This is a genomic window from Streptococcus pasteurianus, assembly GCF_004843545.1.
Taxonomy (GTDB): domain Bacteria; phylum Bacillota; class Bacilli; order Lactobacillales; family Streptococcaceae; genus Streptococcus; species Streptococcus pasteurianus.
Map to the genome: position 1 here is coordinate 1339411 of NZ_CP039457.1, position 16758 is coordinate 1356168.

The window sequence follows — 16758 nt, forward strand, 5'->3', positions numbered from 1 at the left end:
AATCGCTTTTATTATACCATAATTTACATAAGCTGGCGAAAGAAAAAAGGAAAGTCAAAGCAACAGAATGTGATTAATTGTACAATTTTTAATACTGCAAAAGCAGCTAGGGCGTCACAATCAAAAATGAGGTTAGAAAATCTCCTAACCCCATAATCATGTTTTGGAACTGCGATGAACAATTATTATTTTTTAACGTCTTGTTTGTAAAATTCCTGCAAAGCTTCTTGCCATGTTGGGATAACAAAACCAGTTGCTTTAGCTTTAGCAAGGCTCATTGTTGAGTTAAGTGGGCGTTTTGCTTTAGCTGGGAACTGACTTGAATCAACTGGTTTCACCACAACGTCAGTATCTTTCAAGATTTCCACTGCGAAATCATACCAAGTTGTATCTTCGGCAGCATCATTTGACAAATGATAATAACCAAACTCTTTTTGATTTTCTGTCAAATAAGTCATAAATTCAGCTAAAGTACGAGTCCATGTTGGACGACCATGTTGGTCATTGACAACAGTTAATGTATCATGTGTTTTGGCAAGGTTTTGCATTGTGAAAACAAAGTTCTTACCATAATTACCAAATACCCAAGCTGTACGGATGATGTAGAATCTATCAGTGTATTTTTCAACAGCTTCTTCACCAAGACGTTTTGTACGTCCGTATTCTGTTTGAGGGTCTGGTGTATCATCAACTTCCCATTCTTGACCAACTGGTTTCTTTCCGTCAAAAACGTAGTCAGTTGAAATGTAAACAAGAGTTGCACCATATTTAGCAGCTGCTTTGGCAACAATTTCTGTACCTGTTACGTTGATAGCATAGTCAAGTTCTTTACCTTCATCTTCGGCAGCATCAACGGCTGTATAAGCCGCGCAATGGTAAACAAGTGTGGGTTTTACTTGCGCAAATACTTCATCAACTTTTTCAGCGTTTGTGATGTCCATTTCCGCAACATCAACCGCCACGTACTCTTCACCACGTTCATCTAATAAATAGCGTAATTCTGTTCCTAATTGCCCATTGGCACCTGTAACTAAAATCATGTTAGAACTCCTTTAAATTCATTCCCTAATATTTTACACTATTTTTTCAGAAAAAGCACTAGAAAAAGAGGATAGCTTCACTCCTCCTTAATTATATTTTTCTTTTTCAGAATCATGTTTTCCACACGAAATAGCTGTTTGCTCTTTCATTTTAAGAACATTATTAAAGTTTGTATTACTAGGCATATTTTCGATATGATACCAATAAACATCCGAATTTCCACTAATTCATATTCAATAAAAAATTATATTTATTTATAAAAAAGACCAACAATCTAACGATTGCCGGTCTTTTACTGTTTGTTAATAGTTATCTAATCCCTAAAGCAATGCGAGCGTAGCGGCTCATCTTATCTACCGTCCAAGCTGGGTACCAAACCAACTTCACTTCGGTATTTGTTACCTCTGGAATTTCACGCATCACATCATGAATTTGATCTGTAAGAAGGTCAGCGAGTGGACACCCCATTGTCGTCAATGTCATATCAATTTCAGTATGACCATTTTGCTCAAAACGTATTTCATAAACAAGACCTAGATTGACAATATCAATGCCCAATTCTGGGTCAATAACCATTTCCAAAGCTTCAAGAATACGGTCTTTAATTTTTGCTACTTCTTCTTCAGTATATTTTTGTCCTGACACAAGCGAACCTCACAATTAATAATTAATCTTCGATAAAATCACGGAGTTGTTTACTACGGCTTGGGTGGCGTAGTTTACGAAGAGCTTTGGCTTCAATTTGACGAATACGTTCACGCGTCACATTGAAAACTTTACCAACATCTTCTAATGTACGCATTTTACCATCATCAAGACCAAAACGCAAACGTAAAACATTCTCTTCACGGTCTGTCAACGTATCCAAAACTTCGTCCAATTGTTCACGAAGCACGACACGAGTTGTGTAATCTACTGGATTTTCAATAACTTCATCTTCAATGAAATCACCAAGATGACTGTCATCTTCTTCACCAATTGGTGTTTCCAATGAAACAGGTTCTTGAGCAATTTTCAAAATTTCACGAACTTTGTCAGGTGTCATATCCATACGCTCCGCAATTTGTTCAGGTGTTGGGTCTTGACCAAGTTCTTGAAGGAGATTACGTTGTTCACGAACAAGTTTATTAATAGTTTCAACCATGTGAACAGGAATACGAATCGTACGAGCTTGGTCAGCAATAGCACGTGTGATAGCCTGACGAATCCACCATGTTGCATAGGTCGAGAATTTGAATCCTTTTGAGTAGTCAAATTTATCAACAGCTTTCATCAATCCCATGTTTCCTTCTTGAATAAGGTCAAGAAATTGCATACCCCGCCCAACGTAACGTTTTGCAATTGAAACAACCAAACGCAAGTTAGCTTCAGCCAAACGTTGTTTTGCTTGAAGGTCACCAGTAGCAACGGCAACAGCCAATTCTTTTTCTTCCTCGCTAGTGAGCAATGGCACAACACCAATTTCTTTGAGGTACATACGAACTGGATCATTAACCTTGGCGGAATTACTACCAAGCAATTCTTCGTCTGTCAATTCTTCTGGTTTTGGTTCTTCAACGATGTATTTTGTTGATGGATTTCCTTCTTTGTCCGTAATTGAAATACCACCATCTGTCAAACGTTCCAAAAGGTCATCTATTTGATCGGCATCTAATGAAAATGGAATAACTAATTTTTCAGTTACTTCATCATCGACGGCAGTGCCGTTCTTTTTGTGATTACGAATAAATTCTGCAACTTGAACATTAAAGGTTGTAATTTCTTTTTCTTTTGCCATATTTTCCTCTATTCCATATTTCTTTTTTGGGCAATGAGATTTTCCAAAGCCGCTAAAGCTGCATCGACATCTCCAAGATTGCTAGACTCACGAATGAGTTTACTTTGCTTTTGCAAATCTCTTTCTTGAAGAAGCTGATCACGCTTGTCAATAATTTCCTCTATTTCATTATTCGCAATTTCGTCTGGTAAATTTTCCTCCAACACGCGATAATACATCTGGCACGTTTGGTCATCAAGTTGCGCCAAATCATAGGAATTCACCTCACCTTGCTGCACTAATAAATCATACAAAGCTTGCAACTCTTGGGTATCAAAGATAAATTCGCCACGATTTCTAAATTCATTGAGGAGATAATCGTGTGTCAAAAGTCGGTGCATTAACTGACTTTCTGCTTTGATAATTGCAGATATATTCTTAGACATAGGTAATTCTACAACAGTCGCTCGTTGCTTAACTACTTCTGCTTGCATATTTGAGCGATTTTGCAGACGTTCACTATTTACCGATTGCTCGACTTGATAGTAATCAAAGTCAGGCAATAAATCAGCGACCATATTAATATACGAATTTTGTGCTGTAATTGACGGCGATTGCGCAATAATTTTTGAAATTTGCTCGACATAAGCAATCTCAGCTTGGAGATTATCGTTATTTTCAGGTTTCAAATAATGAATAAAAAATTCTGTACTACTTATCCTGTTATTCTCAAGCAAATTTGCCAAAGCTTGTGGTGAATTTTTTTTGATAAATTCATCAGGATCCATTTGCTCAGGAACACGCACAATCTCAACATTAAAGTCTTTTAGAAGTTCCAAAGACTTGGCAATCGCATTTTGACCAGCGTTATCACCATCATAAGTCAAAATCACTTTTTTGGTGTAACGCTTCAGATGTCTAACATGATCTGGGGTCAATGCCGTTCCCATAGAAGCGACAGCATTTTCAATACCAGCACGGTAGGCAGCAATAACGTCCATAAAACCTTCCATCAAATAGACTTCATGTTTTTTCGACATTACTGGACGAGCTTTATCTAAATGATAAAGTTCATACGACTTATTGAACAGCGCTGTAGAACGAGTATTCTTATACTTTGCTTGCTTATTTTCAAGGTCCTCTTTGGTCCAAATCCGTCCCGAAAATGCAACAATCTGGCCACTGTCATCGGTCAACGGAAACATAATCCGATTTTGAAAAGCATCATAAACATGATTTGTTCTTTCGGACAAATTAAAAAGACCTGAACCCATCAAAACATTCTCATCATAGCGTTTCGCTAGAGATTGATATAAAAAATCAGGTTCGTTTGGCGACAATCCAATATTAAAATAATCAATCAGCTCATCTGTCAAACCACGTTGCGCTAGATATCTTTTTGCTTCTTGCCCTTCTTTTGTTGTCTTTAAAACAGCATTGTAAAACTTAGCCGCATCTTTATGAATGTCAATCAATATCTGATTAGGACTTTGTGGCTTTGTTTGCGTCTGTTGAACATCAATTTTCAAAGAGATTCCAGCGCGCTCAGCTACCAGATGAACACTTTCTAAAAAGCTAACCTGACGATATTCTTCCAAAAACTTATAAACATCACCAGATTTTCCGCAACCAAAACAATGAAAAAATTGCTTGTCTTCTATGACATTAAAAGATGGCGTTTTTTCCTTGTGAAATGGACAAAGCCCAATATAGTTGCGACCAGCACGTGTAAGACTAACCACCTCGCCAATAACATCAACAATATTAACGCTATTTTTTATCTCGGAAATTAATTCTTTGTCAATTGCCAAAAGATCACCTCCACGCACTAACCCCATTTTAGTTTTGTATTTCATTATAACATTTTGAGCAGCATTTGTAAATCTAAAGCTCCGAATAGTTGCAATGATTTTAGAAAATCGAAATCTTTTTTCACTTTAGTTTCTTGATATTTTCATTTCAACAAAACTATTTCCAGTATAAAAAGTATTTTTACTGAAGTGCTCAAAATTAGTATTTAATGAATAAGAATATCATTTTTGAATATTTCTCTAAATAAATAATAGATTTATTCAAATTTCCAGACAAATAACTGCTTTTTGTATACTTTTTTTGATAGAATAATGCTGTTAATGTTTCATTTAGGAGGTTTTCTATGATTAAAGAACTCAAAAAGTTTTTATTCAAGGCCAATGTCCTTGACCTTGCTGTCGCTGTTGTTATTGGTGCAGCTTTCAACGCTATTGTAACATCGCTTGTTGAAGATGTTATCACTCCACTTTTTCTTAACCCTGCTTTGAAAGCTGCTGGTGTGGAAAAAATTGCAGAGCTTTCTTGGCATGGTGTTGCCTATGGTAGTTTCTTAAGCGCTATTATTAATTTTCTAATTGTTGGTACAACCCTCTTCTTCATCGTCAAAGCCGCTAAGGCTGCTTCTGATTTTGGTAAAAAATACGATGAAGTGGAAGAAGAAACTGCACCTACACAAGAAGAACTTCTTACAGAAATCCGCGATTTGTTGAAAGAAAAATAATTTTTCAATCTAGAGTAATAAAAAGAGACGCTTGGCGCCTCTTTTCTTGTATCTAAATTTAATTAGAATTTTTTACGTTTGCGAGCTGCTTCTGATTTGCGTTTACGTTTTACAGAAGGTTTTTCGTAGAATTCACGCTTACGTGATTCTTGAAGAGTCCCAGCTTTAGTCACAGAACGTTTGAAACGACGAAGTGCATCGTCAAGCGATTCGTTTTTACGTACTACTGTTTTTGACATATGTTTCACCTCCTCAAGATATTGTAACATTTACACGTTCCCTAATAGGATACCCAATTTATCAAAAAAAGTCAATCCTTACACGCATTAAAATACCATAAAAATTTTAAAAAATATTTTCGGTAAAATTTTCACCATGCTTATGATTTTTTAAGGCTTTCTCGCCATATATTAACAATTCTAAAACTTTTCTTTTTCATAATCTCCTAAAAGACGACTGCCAATGGTGGTCGTTTTTTTGGGGGGAGGGATATAAAAGAGGTTGAGACAAAAAGTTCCCACCCTCCTCTATTATTGAGTCACAATTGCAAAGCGCAGCGACTAAGTAGATTCTAACACGCTGACAAATCAGCTTTTATAACCCTCTTTTTGGATGTCAAGCTTCACTTGACTTTATCTTCCACCTCAAAAGTTTCCCCACCCTTTTAAGCTATTCGGAGGGTGAGAGTAAAACAATTCAATGAATTGTTTTACTCAGCAATAAGAAATTAAGACTTGCTGAAAATCAAGTTTCTACGAAACTACTGATTTCTGTCTCACTCCCTTTCTTATTCGTCTTCATCAACCGCATCACCTGTGAGTTGAGCTGCATCTGAAATGAATTGTTTGTATTTATCTTCTTTGGCTAATTTTTTGATGACTTTGTTAACCGTTTTTACCAATTCGCCGCTATCTTTTGGCATAGCTACTGCTTTGGCATCACCTTCGCCTGTTTCAAGAGCAAAGCTTGCTAGGGCTAAGTCAGAATTTTGTGAAAGGTAACCTTCTGCGACTGGTTTTTCCAAATCGACAGCTTGAACTTGACCAGATTTTAATTCATTAATAGCTTCGCCCATAGCTGTTAACGAAACAATGTTAGAATCTGATAGTTGATCTTTTGCCAAACCTTCTTCAATCGTTCCTTTTTGAACTGCCACTTTTAAACCTGACAAACTGTCAACTGATGTATAAGTATCAGCATCACTCGCTTTAACTAAGATAGCATTTTCAGTCTCATAATAGGCATCTGAAAAGTCATAGACTTTGGCACGTTCTTCAGTATAAGACAAACCAGAGATTGCCATGTCAGCTTTTCCTGTTTGAAGACTTGAAAGAACATTATCAAAACTCATTGATGATAGTTCTAACTCGACACCAAGTTCATCAGCAATAGCTTGTGCCAATTCCACATCAGCACCAACAATGGTATCTTTGCCATCAACCAAAGCCTTGAACTCAAACGGGGCGTAGTCTGGGCTGATAGCCACGACTAATTTTCCTTTTTTGACAATTTTTTCTTGTAAATTTTCATTTGATGACGAGCCACAAGCAGCTAACGTCAGCACAGAAATAAGCGCAAGAATCCCTAAAAATATTTTTTTGATTTTCATATTTATTCTCTTTTCTCTTAAACTTATCTCTATTTTAGCTATTTTTTTGCAATACGTCAACGATTTTTTGAATAAAAATTCATTTTGTGAATTGCTCGTATTTTACGGCATTTCCTTAAAATTCTTTCAAACATGCAGATAATAACTGCAAGCCTTGTTTTAGTGTTTCTTGCTGGCAAGAATAGCCTAAACGAACATAGCCTTCTCTGTCAAAACGATTTCCTGGAACCAATAGAACACCATATTTTTGCAATAACGTTAAGCAAAATGCTTCGATTGGAACATTAACATCAAGCTTAACAAAAGATGTCGGCACTTCAGCAGGACGAATGTAAGACGCTTTGGGTTCTGAGGCAATCCATTGGTCAAGAATTGCCAAATTTTCTCTGATAATATGGCGATTTCGTGCCAAAATAGCTTCCCTATGTTTGAGCGCTAAACTAGCTACCATATCATCAAAAATACCCGCACAAATCATGGTGTAATCTCGATACCCTCGTAAAATATCAGTCACCTCACCACAAGCTGCTACCCAACCAACACGAATGCCAGGTAGTGAAAATGTTTTTGAGAGACTATTAACCGAGATTCCCTTATCATATAAATCTACAATAGAGGAAACTCTTTTAGTCGTAAACGAACAATAAACCTCATCTGCCAAAATATAAGCACCACACGATTTAGCAATCGCAACTAACTCCTGCAGATACTCATCGTCCATAACAGCTCCTGTTGGATTGTTGGCATTATTAATGCAAATCATTTTAGTATTTGGGCGAATCAACTGGCGCAACTCATCTAAATCAGGCAACCAATCATTTTCCTCTTTGACTTGCCAAAGGTCAACTTCGGCTCCCAATGATTTCGGAATATCGTACAACTGCTGGTAAGTTGGATAGATAGAAATCACATGGTCTTTCGGTTCAATCAATCCATATAAAACCAACATGTTCGCTCCCGTCGCCCCATTCGTCTGAAGAATCTGACTTTCTGATACAGAATGGTAGAGATTACTAACTGCTTTTTTAAAGTCAGGTGAGCCTTCAATCCAACCATAATTTAACTTTTTAGTTAATAATTCTTGGTAAAATTCTTCTTGCGAAACGCCAGTCAATTCAAATAATTCCTGCAAGGTTAGCGCCTCAATCGAAACGCCTGCAATATCATAGACTGCTTCCTTTTCATGGACATTGAGCCATTCTTCAACGCCAAAACGTGGTAATTTCATCTCAAACCTCACGAACTTTCTATTACTATCATCATTTTACCATGATGACATAAAAACTGGGAGTAAAAAACTCTCAGTCTTGACATTATTCATCTGAACTTGAACTACTTTGTGTGTAAGTCGCTACTTTTTCAAGCCAAGCATCAAAATCACCAGAACCTTCGACTTTTTTGACAACGTTATTGACGGTATCAATTAAATCTTGGCCTGTTCCTTCGGCAATGCGACCGCATAAGCATCTATATCGTTTGATTCCAAGGTCATATCTGCAATCATCAAATCATCATTTTGTAAAACGTAGCCTTCAGCAATAGCTTTCCCCAAAACAACTGCTTGAAGCTGATTATTTTTCAATTCATTAATCATTTCGCCGTTTGATGTTAAGGAAACGAGGCTCGAATCTGGCAATTGGTCTTTCGCAATGTTTTCTTGGATTGAACCTTTTTGCGCACCAACTGCTTTTCCTGCCAAACTTTCAAGTGTGGTATAGGTTGCCTCGTCCGATTTTTTGATGATGACAACATTTTCAGCCTCATAGTAAGCGTCCGAAAAATCATAAGCTTTCTTACGTTCGTCCGTTACTGAAACTCTTGCGATTGCAATATCTGCTTTCCCAGAAGTCACCGAAGCCAATACATTGTTAAATGACATTAGCGAAAAATCTACATCTACACCAAGAGTATCAGCGATAGCATTTTCCAGTTCAATATCGGCACCAACAAAACTATCTTTGGCATCGATTAGTATTTTAAATTCAAACGGTGCGAATTCTGACTCTGTTGCAATCACAATTTTTCCTTTATTTTAAATACTGAATTGGCTGATACCTGTCGAAGATGAACAAGCTGACAAACCTCCTAGTGTTACAAATAAGATAAATCCCCTAAAAAAATTTTTCATACAGCATCTTCTTAGTCGTCAGAATCACTAGAGTCACTTACTGATAATTCATAAGCATTTTGAATGAACTGATTAATTTTTCCAGATTCTTTTAATTCCTTGATAACTTTATTAACTTTCTTAGTTAATTTTGTACTGCCTTTAGGAAGAGCAACAGCGTAGGCATCAGCATCATCTGACGTTAACGTGATACCTGCAATAGTAAGGTCACTGTTATTTGCCACATAACCTTCGGCAATTGGTTTTTCAAGGACAACTGCTTCAATTTGTGAATTTTTTAATTCGTTAATCATTTCACTGTTTTGTGTCAATGAAACGACTTTTGCACCTGCTAATTGTTCAGAAGCAACTGTTTCTTGGATACTTCCTTTTTGAGTACCAACTGATAGACCGTCTAAAGAGTCTGTATCTGTATATTTATCAACATCTGTTTTTCTGATAAGAACAACATTCTCAGCTTCATAATAAGGATCTGAGAAATCATAAGCTTTCTTACGTTCTTCTGTTGCTGAAATTCCTGAGATGGCAATGTCTGCTTTGCCAGATTGAAGACTCGCAAGAACGTTATTAAATGACATTGATGAAAATTTGACATCCACACCAAGTTCTTCTGCAATAGCTTTAGCAATCTCAACATCAGCCCCAACAATAGTATCTTTGCCGTCCACCAATGTTTTAAATTCAAACGGAGCGAACTCTGGGTTCAACGCAACAACAAGTGTTCCTTTGTCTTTGATATCTGATACTGATGTATCTTCTGAACTGCTAGAACCACAAGCTGACAATAGGAAAAGCGAAGCCGCCGCTACTGCTAAACCACCAAATAATTTACTTACCTTCATAATCATTTTCTCTTTTCTTTTTGATATAAATACATTATATTTAATATTTATACATTTGTCAACCTGTAAATTTATAAAAATTCAACATTTTTACATTATTTCTGTATAGAATAGCAAAAAGGCTGAGAAATCAGCCTTTTTTGTATTTTCACATTGCGCGTTATTGTCTTAGTTGCTGTGCCAGATTTCGCCGTTGTATTGTTCAATTGTACGGTCTGATGAGAAGAAACCAGCTTTGGCAATATTTTTAACGACTTTTGTCATCCAAACTTTTTGGTCTTCGTAATCAGCAAGCATTTGTTCTTTAACAGCAATGTATTCTTTAAGGTCAATCAAAGTCATGAACCAGTCTTTGTTAATCAATTCATTGTAAAGACGCTCAAGACGTTCTGCATTACCATATTTCACTAATTCATCACTAACGATGAAGTCAACAGCTTCTTTGATAACTGGGTCATTTTCATAGTAATCAGTTGATATATAACCTTCCGTTGCATAAAGATCAATGATAGTATCAGAATCTTTACCAAATGTATAAATATTATCCATTCCTGCTAATTCAGCAATTTCAACATTGGCACCGTCCATTGTACCAAGAGTCAATGCACCGTTGAGCATGAATTTCATATTACCAGTCCCTGAAGCTTCTTTTGATGCTAGAGAGATTTGTTCAGAAATATCTGTCGCAGGAATTAAGTGTTCAGCAACGGTAACGTTATAGTTTTCAACCAAGTGAACATTTAGGTATTGGTTAACTTCTGGGTCGTTGTTAATCACTTCTGACAAGCAAAGAATCAAGTGAATGATATCTTGGGCAATGATGTAAGCAGGTGCTGCTTTACCACCAAAGATAACAGTAATCTTACGTTCTGGTAAGTTACCACTTTTAATTTCAAGGTATTTATGAATAATATAAAGAGCATTCATTTGTTGACGTTTGTACTCGTGGAAACGTTTGATTTGTGTATCAATAATTGAGTTTTCGTCAAGTTCAATACCTTTATTTTCTTTGAGGTAACGTTTAAGAGCAAGTTTATTATTGTGCTTGATTTCAGCCAATTCAGCATGAACAGCTTCATCATCAGCAAAAGCAAGTAATTTTTCAAGCTTAGTCGCATCAGTCAAGTAGTCATCGCCGATAAGTTCTTTGATATAGTCAGCCAAATCTTGGTTGGCAAATTCAAGCCAGCGACGGAATGTGATACCGTTTGTTTTGTTGTTGAATTTTTCAGGATAAATATCATAGAACGGTTTCAACTCACTGTTTTTAAGGATTTCAGTGTGAAGCGCAGCTACCCCATTGACAGATGTTGAGAAATGAATATCCATATGTGCCATGTGAACACGGTCAGCTTCGTCAATAATTTGAACAGCTGGATCAGAGTATTCGCTAGCAATCAATGTATTCAATTTTTCAATGATTGTTACCAAATGAGGAACAACTTCGTTAAGGTAGTCAAGAGGCCATTTTTCAAGCGCTTCTGCCAAGATAGTGTGGTTAGTGTAACCAACCATATTTTTCACGATTGAAACAGCTTCGTCAAAGTCAATGTCATGTTTTTCAGTCAAAAGACGGATAAGTTCTGGAATGACCATTGATGGGTGAGTATCATTGATTTGCACATAAGCATAATCAGCCAAGTCATGCAAGTTTGACCCACGTTCGATAGCTTCATCAATCAATAACTGTGCCGCATTTGAAACCATGAAATATTGTTGGTAAATACGAAGCAATTCACCGTTCTTATCTGAATCATCTGGATAAAGGAAAAGTGTCAAGTTTTGCCTGATTTCCGTCTTATCAAATGAAATACCATCATGAATCAAACCATAATCAAGACCGTCAATATCAAACAAGTTCAAATAGTTTTTAGTGTCACGTTTATAACCCAAAACATCGATACGGTCAAGACGAGATTTAAGTGTGAAATCTTTAAATGGCACATCATAACTGATATCAGTTGGAACAAGCCATGAATCTTTTTCAATCCAGTAGTTAGCTTCTGCTTCTTGTTGGTTATCAACGAAAACTTGTTTAAAAAGTCCGCAGTGATAGTTAAGACCAACACCTTCACCGTTAATACCAAGTGTTGACATCGAATCAATGAAACATGATGCTAAACGACCAAGTCCACCGTTACCAAGAGATGGTTCAAGTTCAACATCTTCTACTTCGGCAATTGATTTACCAGCTGCTGCTAATTCAGCTTTAACATCTTTGTAGATGCCAAGGTTGATAAGGTTGTTTGACAATAGTTTTCCGATAAGGAATTCAGCAGAAATGTAGTAAACTTTGCGTTTTGCTGTGTTTTTTGGTTTTTCAGCTGCCAAGTCTTTAACGTAATGTAAAAGTGCTACGTAAATATCTTCATTGCTCAATTCAGCAAGTATTTGCCCTTTTGATTGGAGATAGTTTATGAAATTAGTTGTCATTTTTAGTCGCCTTTTCTTCTTTAGTTATCGTTTTAAATGTATTTTTGCGGCAGTAAAGTGCTGTAATATCTTTCAAGAAAGCTTTGCGCTCATCTGTCAAATCTTCTTTAAGCATACGCCATTGCCAGTTGCCACCAACAGTATTTGGAATATTCATACGGCTATCAGCTGGTTTATCAAGTAGATCTTGCATTGTCGCAATCGCAACATCACTAACAGTCACAAACAATGTCCGAAGCATAGCTTGTGTAATCGGTTCATCGTCACTACGGTGAGTGTAAGCATTCACAAATGCTTTTTGCTCGGCAGTCAAGTTGTCATACCAACCGTTGATAACTTCATTATCGTGTGTTCCTGTATAAGCAACGCTATTTTTATTACAGTTATGAGGAGCATCAATACTCTTTCCTTCGGTGTCATAGAAGCCAAATTCAAGAATTTTCATGCCTGGGAAAGCTGTATCTGTCAATAACTGTTCAGCTTTTTCGTCGATGTAACCAAGGTTTTCAGCGATAATCGGAAGGTCACCAAGTTTGTCTTTGACAACATCAAATAAAGCACGTCCTGGACCTGGTTCCCAACTACCGTCATTTGCTGTTTCGTAGTCACCACGGATTTCCCAATAATCTGAGAAGCCTTTGAAATGGTCAATACGAAGAAGGTCATACAATTTGAAGCCTTCTTGAATACGGTAAACCCACCAAGCGTAATTTGTCTTAGCATGATTTTTCCAATCATAAATTGGATTTCCCCAGAGCTGACCATCATCACTGAATTCATCCGCAGGAACACCGGCAATGCAAATTGGATTTTTATCACTATCTACTTTGAAGAGTTCAGGCATTGTCCATACTTCAACACTATCAGCTGAAACATAAATTGGCATATCACCAATAATTTCAATACCATTTTCATTAGCATAAGCTTTGAGTTTAGCCCATTGTTGATAGAAGAAATATTGAGTGACTTTATGGTAAAGAATAGCGTCTTTTAATTTAGCACGGTAAGTTTCAAGAGCCTTTTCTTCTCGTCTAACAACCGCTTTATCGTCCCATTCTTGTAGAGCTTTGTTATCAAAAAATTCTTTAATTGCTATGAAGTCTGCAAAATCTTGTAGCCAGCTCGTATCTTTTTCAAATTCAGCTAAGGCTTCAATATTTTCCTTTTGACTCAAGAAGGCTTTAACTGCTTTTTCCAAAATAGGACGGCGCAATTCAAAAATACGAGCGTAGTCAACAGACTCTAAATCATCACCAAAATTAACGGTTTCAAAATCTTTTTTATCAAGGTAACCTTGTTCACTAAGGAGTTCAAGGTCAATCAGATGCGTATTTCCCGCAGTAGCTGAGAACGATTGATAAGGGGAATCACCATAACTTGTCGTTGTTAGTGGTAAAATTTGCCAGTATGTTTGGTCAGTTTCAACTAAGAAATCAACAAAGTCATAGGCTTCTTGTCCGAATGTTCCCACCCCTTGCTTTCCAGGTAGCGATGTGATATGCATCAATACACCACTTGCACGTTTTTTCATACGTTTTCTCCTTTATCAACTATCTTTACATTGCAAATTATAACGCAACCGTTTGCATTAGTCAACTATTTTCTTGAAAAATTTTCACAAAAAAATCACCTTATTAGCTAATAAGGCGATATAGGGTATTAAAACAAAGCTAAAAAGCTGTTAAACCCTTTTTAGTTAATCATCAACGTGTAATTGGCGTACACTTTCACGTTCTCTAAGCGTAAATGGAACAATAATTTTTTCAGTAATAGCTGTTTTAGGCGATTTAATCAACTCTACCAATCTTCTAAAACTTATTCGTCCAAGATTTGAAACATTAATATCAAAGGTTGTTAAATACGGGTGAACTAGGGTTGAATATGCTGAGTTATTGAAAGTAATAATCGAAATATCATCAGGTACACTCAATTGATAATAAGATAAAAACTGCGTAATTCTAACCGAAATCGTATCTGCAATAACAATTAAAGCGGTTGCTTTGCTCTCTTCGATTTTTTGAATTAGTTCTTCTAATACCATAGGATCTCTACGGTCAAATAAGAGTGCAGGATTGCTATCAAGCTCTAATTTCTCCATGCCACGTAGGTAACCAAAATAACGTTCTGATGACACTTCAGATTTTAAATCATCTGTTACAAAAAGAATCTCACGATGTCCTTTTTGGTAAAGGTATTCTACTGCTTTTTTCCCCATTAATTGGTTATCATTATCAATATAAGTAATGTCGTTTTCAAAACCTTCTGGTGCTCCTACGATAACAAATGGCACGTCATTGTCCATTAAATACTTACGAACAGGATCATCAGGGTCAGAATAAAGGATAATAAAACCATCAACACGCTTCTGACGATACATCAATTTAACCTGTTCTTCAAGTTCATCAACCGTCATCCCTGTTGCGATTGATACCGTAAAATCATTTAGCTTTGCTTCACTTGTAATTGTTGACAAAATTTGCATAAAGAAAGGTTCATTCAAACGATCTGGAGTAATTAATGGTGGAAAAATCAAACCAACGTTATAAGTTAAACCGCTTGCTAACATTTGCGCGGCAACATTGGGCACATAACCAAGATCTGCCATCGCTTTCCGAACTTTATCTTTTGTTTTCTGAGAAATGGATTTATTATCTTTTAAAACGCGGCTAACTGTTGAAGGATTCACGCCAGCTTCAGCCGCTACATCTTTTATTGTAACCATTTATGTCTCCTTTTCACTTTTCATTTTATAATAGATTTACAGTACTGACAAGATTTTACTTGCAAAATCTTATTTTACTCCCTATTATACATAAAAGCAGATTTTCTGCAATTGTTTGCCTTTATATCTTACAACTTTTTTGACAAAAAATTTTTTATTGTTATGAGATCGCTTAAATCAAGCTTTTATGACCATTTTGGGGTTTAAAAACTAAATTTTTTTCAAAAAATCGCTTGACAATATCTGCAAGCGGTTGCATAATATAGGTGTAACAATTATATTACTAATCTTTCTCTAGGAGGGGAAATCATGAAGAAGAATACATGGAAAAAAATGGTCCTTGCTGGTGCAGGTCTTACACTCGCAGGTAGCGTATTAGTCGCTTGCTCAAATTCCTCATCAAATAGTTCAAGCTCTTCATCAAGCAAGACTATTAAATTATGGGTTCCAACAGGCGCTAAAGAATCTTATTCAGAAGTCGTTAAACAATTCGAAGAAGAATCTGGCTACACTGTAAAAGTTGTTGAATCAAACGATTCAAAAGCACAAGAAAATGTAAAAAAAGACCCAGAAAAAGCTGCTGATGTCTTTTCACTCCCACATGACCAACTTGGTCAATTAGTAGAATCTGGTGTTATTCAAGAAGTTCCAGAAGAATATGCCAACGAAATTGCTGAAAACGATACCGACCAAGCAGTTGCTGGTGCTCAATACAATGGTAAAACATACGCCTTCCCATTCGGTATTGAATCACAAGTTCTCTTCTATAATAAGTCTAAACTTTCTGAAGAGGATGTTACTAACTATGAGACAATTACAAGCAAAGCTACATTTGGTGCTACTTTCAAATCAATGAATGCTTACGCTACTGCCCCACTTTTCATGTCAGTTGGTGACACATTGTTCGGAAAAGACGGTGAAACAGTTGATGGCACAAACTGGGGTAACGAAGCTGGTGTATCTGTCCTTCAATGGATTTCAGACCAAAACTCAAACAGCGGATTTGTTAACCTAACAGCTGAAAACGCTATGTCTAAATTTGGTGATGGTAGCGTTGCTGCGATCGAAACAGGACCATGGGATTTGTCAGCTGCACAAGAAGCTATCGGTGAAGAAAATCTCGGTATCGCTGTTTACCCTACTGTAACAATCGGTGGAAATACTGTTCAACAAAAAGCTTTCCTTGGTGTTAAACTTTTTGCTGTAAACCAAGCACCTGCTGGTTCTGACACAGACCGTATCGCTGCTTCTTACAAACTTGCTTCAATGTTGACTAGCGCTGAAAGCCAAGAAAACCAATTTACCTATGAAGGACGTAACATCATCCCAGCAAACAAAGAAGTTCAAGAATCTGATACCGTTCAATCAAACGAATTGGCACAAGCAGTCATCAAGATGGCATCATCATCTGACTACACAGTTGTTACACCTAAACTTAGTCAAATGACAACATTCTGGACTGAAAGTGCTGCTCTTCTCAGCGATGTCTATAATGGTAAAATTCAAAGTAGTGACTACCTCACTAAATTACAAGAATTTGACGCAGATTTAGCTGCTGCTGAGTAAGACGTATTAAAGTGGGGAGTCACTTCCCCACTTTATTTTTAGGTTAATCATTATAGAAGTTATTGCTAAGATATTTAAGCTTAAAACTTTTAGCAGTGACTTCCAATAATGATGTAAAAGGAGTTTTG

The 16758-nt window shown here is 36.6% G+C and carries 13 protein-coding genes and 1 pseudogene; 2 read left to right on the forward strand and 12 right to left on the reverse strand.

Annotated elements, in window-relative coordinates; translation table 11 throughout:
• Positions 1–185: 185 nt before the first annotated feature.
• The 4 genes from rfbD to dnaG form a co-directional block, all read right to left on the reverse strand.
• Positions 186–1040 (reverse strand): dTDP-4-dehydrorhamnose reductase, encoded by an 855-nt coding sequence (gene rfbD / locus E8M05_RS07050; protein ID WP_003065451.1) that lies wholly within the window; start codon positions 1038–1040, stop codon positions 186–188.
• 310 nt (positions 1041–1350) lie between these two features.
• Positions 1351–1686, reverse strand: coding sequence for a metal-sulfur cluster assembly factor (locus E8M05_RS07060; RefSeq protein WP_003065452.1), 336 nt, complete (start codon positions 1684–1686; stop codon positions 1351–1353).
• Positions 1687–1708: 22 nt separating this feature from the next.
• Positions 1709–2818, reverse strand: coding sequence for an RNA polymerase sigma factor RpoD (gene rpoD / locus E8M05_RS07065; RefSeq protein WP_003065454.1), 1110 nt, complete (start codon positions 2816–2818; stop codon positions 1709–1711).
• 8 nt (positions 2819–2826) lie between these two features.
• Positions 2827–4635: a DNA primase gene (gene dnaG, locus E8M05_RS07070; protein WP_041973164.1), complete on the reverse strand. Its 1809-nt coding sequence runs from the start codon at positions 4633–4635 to the stop codon at positions 2827–2829.
• Between the two features lie 317 nt (positions 4636–4952).
• Here dnaG and mscL point away from each other — a divergent pair, with 317 nt between their 5' ends.
• Entirely contained in the window at positions 4953–5330 is a 378-nt protein-coding gene (gene mscL / locus E8M05_RS07075) for a large conductance mechanosensitive channel protein MscL (protein ID WP_003065458.1), read from the forward strand.
• Between the two features lie 62 nt (positions 5331–5392).
• On the opposite strand, the gene rpsU is transcribed toward mscL, so the two are convergent.
• The 8 genes and pseudogenes from rpsU to E8M05_RS07115 all read right to left on the reverse strand — a co-directional run bounded on the left by rpsU (position 5393) and on the right by E8M05_RS07115 (position 15064).
• Positions 5393–5569, reverse strand: a complete 177-nt coding sequence (gene rpsU / locus E8M05_RS07080) for a 30S ribosomal protein S21 (RefSeq protein ID WP_000048058.1) — start codon at positions 5567–5569, stop codon at positions 5393–5395.
• Between the two features lie 548 nt (positions 5570–6117).
• A complete protein-coding gene (locus tag E8M05_RS07085) occupies positions 6118–6939 on the reverse strand; it encodes an ABC transporter substrate-binding protein (RefSeq protein WP_003065462.1) in 822 nt (273 codons plus the stop codon).
• A gap of 115 nt (positions 6940–7054) precedes the next feature.
• Positions 7055–8167: an aminotransferase gene (locus tag E8M05_RS07090; RefSeq protein ID WP_003065464.1), complete on the reverse strand. Its 1113-nt coding sequence runs from the start codon at positions 8165–8167 to the stop codon at positions 7055–7057.
• A gap of 85 nt (positions 8168–8252) precedes the next feature.
• Positions 8253–9067 (reverse strand): annotated as a pseudogene (locus E8M05_RS07095) (transporter substrate-binding domain-containing protein).
• Positions 9068–9078: 11 nt separating this feature from the next.
• Complete coding sequence (locus E8M05_RS07100) at positions 9079–9909, reverse strand: ABC transporter substrate-binding protein (protein ID WP_231557394.1); 831 nt, start codon at positions 9907–9909, stop codon at positions 9079–9081.
• A 168-nt stretch (positions 9910–10077) separates the two neighbouring features.
• On the reverse strand, positions 10078–12342 hold the full coding sequence (glgP, locus tag E8M05_RS07105) for a glycogen/starch/alpha-glucan family phosphorylase (protein ID WP_003065473.1): 2265 nt from the start codon (positions 12340–12342) through the stop codon (positions 10078–10080).
• The gene (gene malQ, locus E8M05_RS07110) at positions 12332–13873 is read right to left on the reverse strand and encodes a 4-alpha-glucanotransferase (RefSeq protein WP_003065475.1); all 1542 of its coding nucleotides are present in this window, start codon (positions 13871–13873) and stop codon (positions 12332–12334) included. Before malQ ends, glgP begins: the two co-directional genes overlap by 11 nt.
• Positions 13874–14038: 165 nt before the next feature.
• Positions 14039–15064: a LacI family DNA-binding transcriptional regulator gene (locus E8M05_RS07115; RefSeq protein ID WP_003065478.1), complete on the reverse strand. Its 1026-nt coding sequence runs from the start codon at positions 15062–15064 to the stop codon at positions 14039–14041.
• A 309-nt stretch (positions 15065–15373) separates the two neighbouring features.
• Between E8M05_RS07115 and E8M05_RS07120 the strand changes: the two genes are divergently transcribed.
• Entirely contained in the window at positions 15374–16630 is a 1257-nt protein-coding gene (locus E8M05_RS07120) for an extracellular solute-binding protein (protein ID WP_003065481.1), read from the forward strand.
• The last annotated feature ends 128 nt before the right edge of the window (positions 16631–16758 follow it).

Coding starts and splice junctions, on each gene's coding strand:
- E8M05_RS07100 (WP_231557394.1), bottom strand. CDS start 9,909: ATGAAGGTAAGTAAATTATTTGGTGGTTTAGCAGTAGCGGCGGCTTCG.
- dnaG (WP_041973164.1), bottom strand. CDS start 4,635: ATGGGGTTAGTGCGTGGAGGTGATCTTTTGGCAATTGACAAAGAATTA.
- rpsU (WP_000048058.1), bottom strand. CDS start 5,569: ATGTCAAAAACAGTAGTACGTAAAAACGAATCGCTTGACGATGCACTT.
- mscL (WP_003065458.1), top strand. CDS start 4,953: ATGATTAAAGAACTCAAAAAGTTTTTATTCAAGGCCAATGTCCTTGAC.
- E8M05_RS07090 (WP_003065464.1), bottom strand. CDS start 8,167: ATGAAATTACCACGTTTTGGCGTTGAAGAATGGCTCAATGTCCATGAA.
- E8M05_RS07085 (WP_003065462.1), bottom strand. CDS start 6,939: ATGAAAATCAAAAAAATATTTTTAGGGATTCTTGCGCTTATTTCTGTG.
- rfbD (WP_003065451.1), bottom strand. CDS start 1,040: ATGATTTTAGTTACAGGTGCCAATGGGCAATTAGGAACAGAATTACGC.
- rpoD (WP_003065454.1), bottom strand. CDS start 2,818: ATGGCAAAAGAAAAAGAAATTACAACCTTTAATGTTCAAGTTGCAGAA.
- malQ (WP_003065475.1), bottom strand. CDS start 13,873: ATGAAAAAACGTGCAAGTGGTGTATTGATGCATATCACATCGCTACCT.
- glgP (WP_003065473.1), bottom strand. CDS start 12,342: ATGACAACTAATTTCATAAACTATCTCCAATCAAAAGGGCAAATACTT.
- E8M05_RS07115 (WP_003065478.1), bottom strand. CDS start 15,064: ATGGTTACAATAAAAGATGTAGCGGCTGAAGCTGGCGTGAATCCTTCA.
- E8M05_RS07120 (WP_003065481.1), top strand. CDS start 15,374: ATGAAGAAGAATACATGGAAAAAAATGGTCCTTGCTGGTGCAGGTCTT.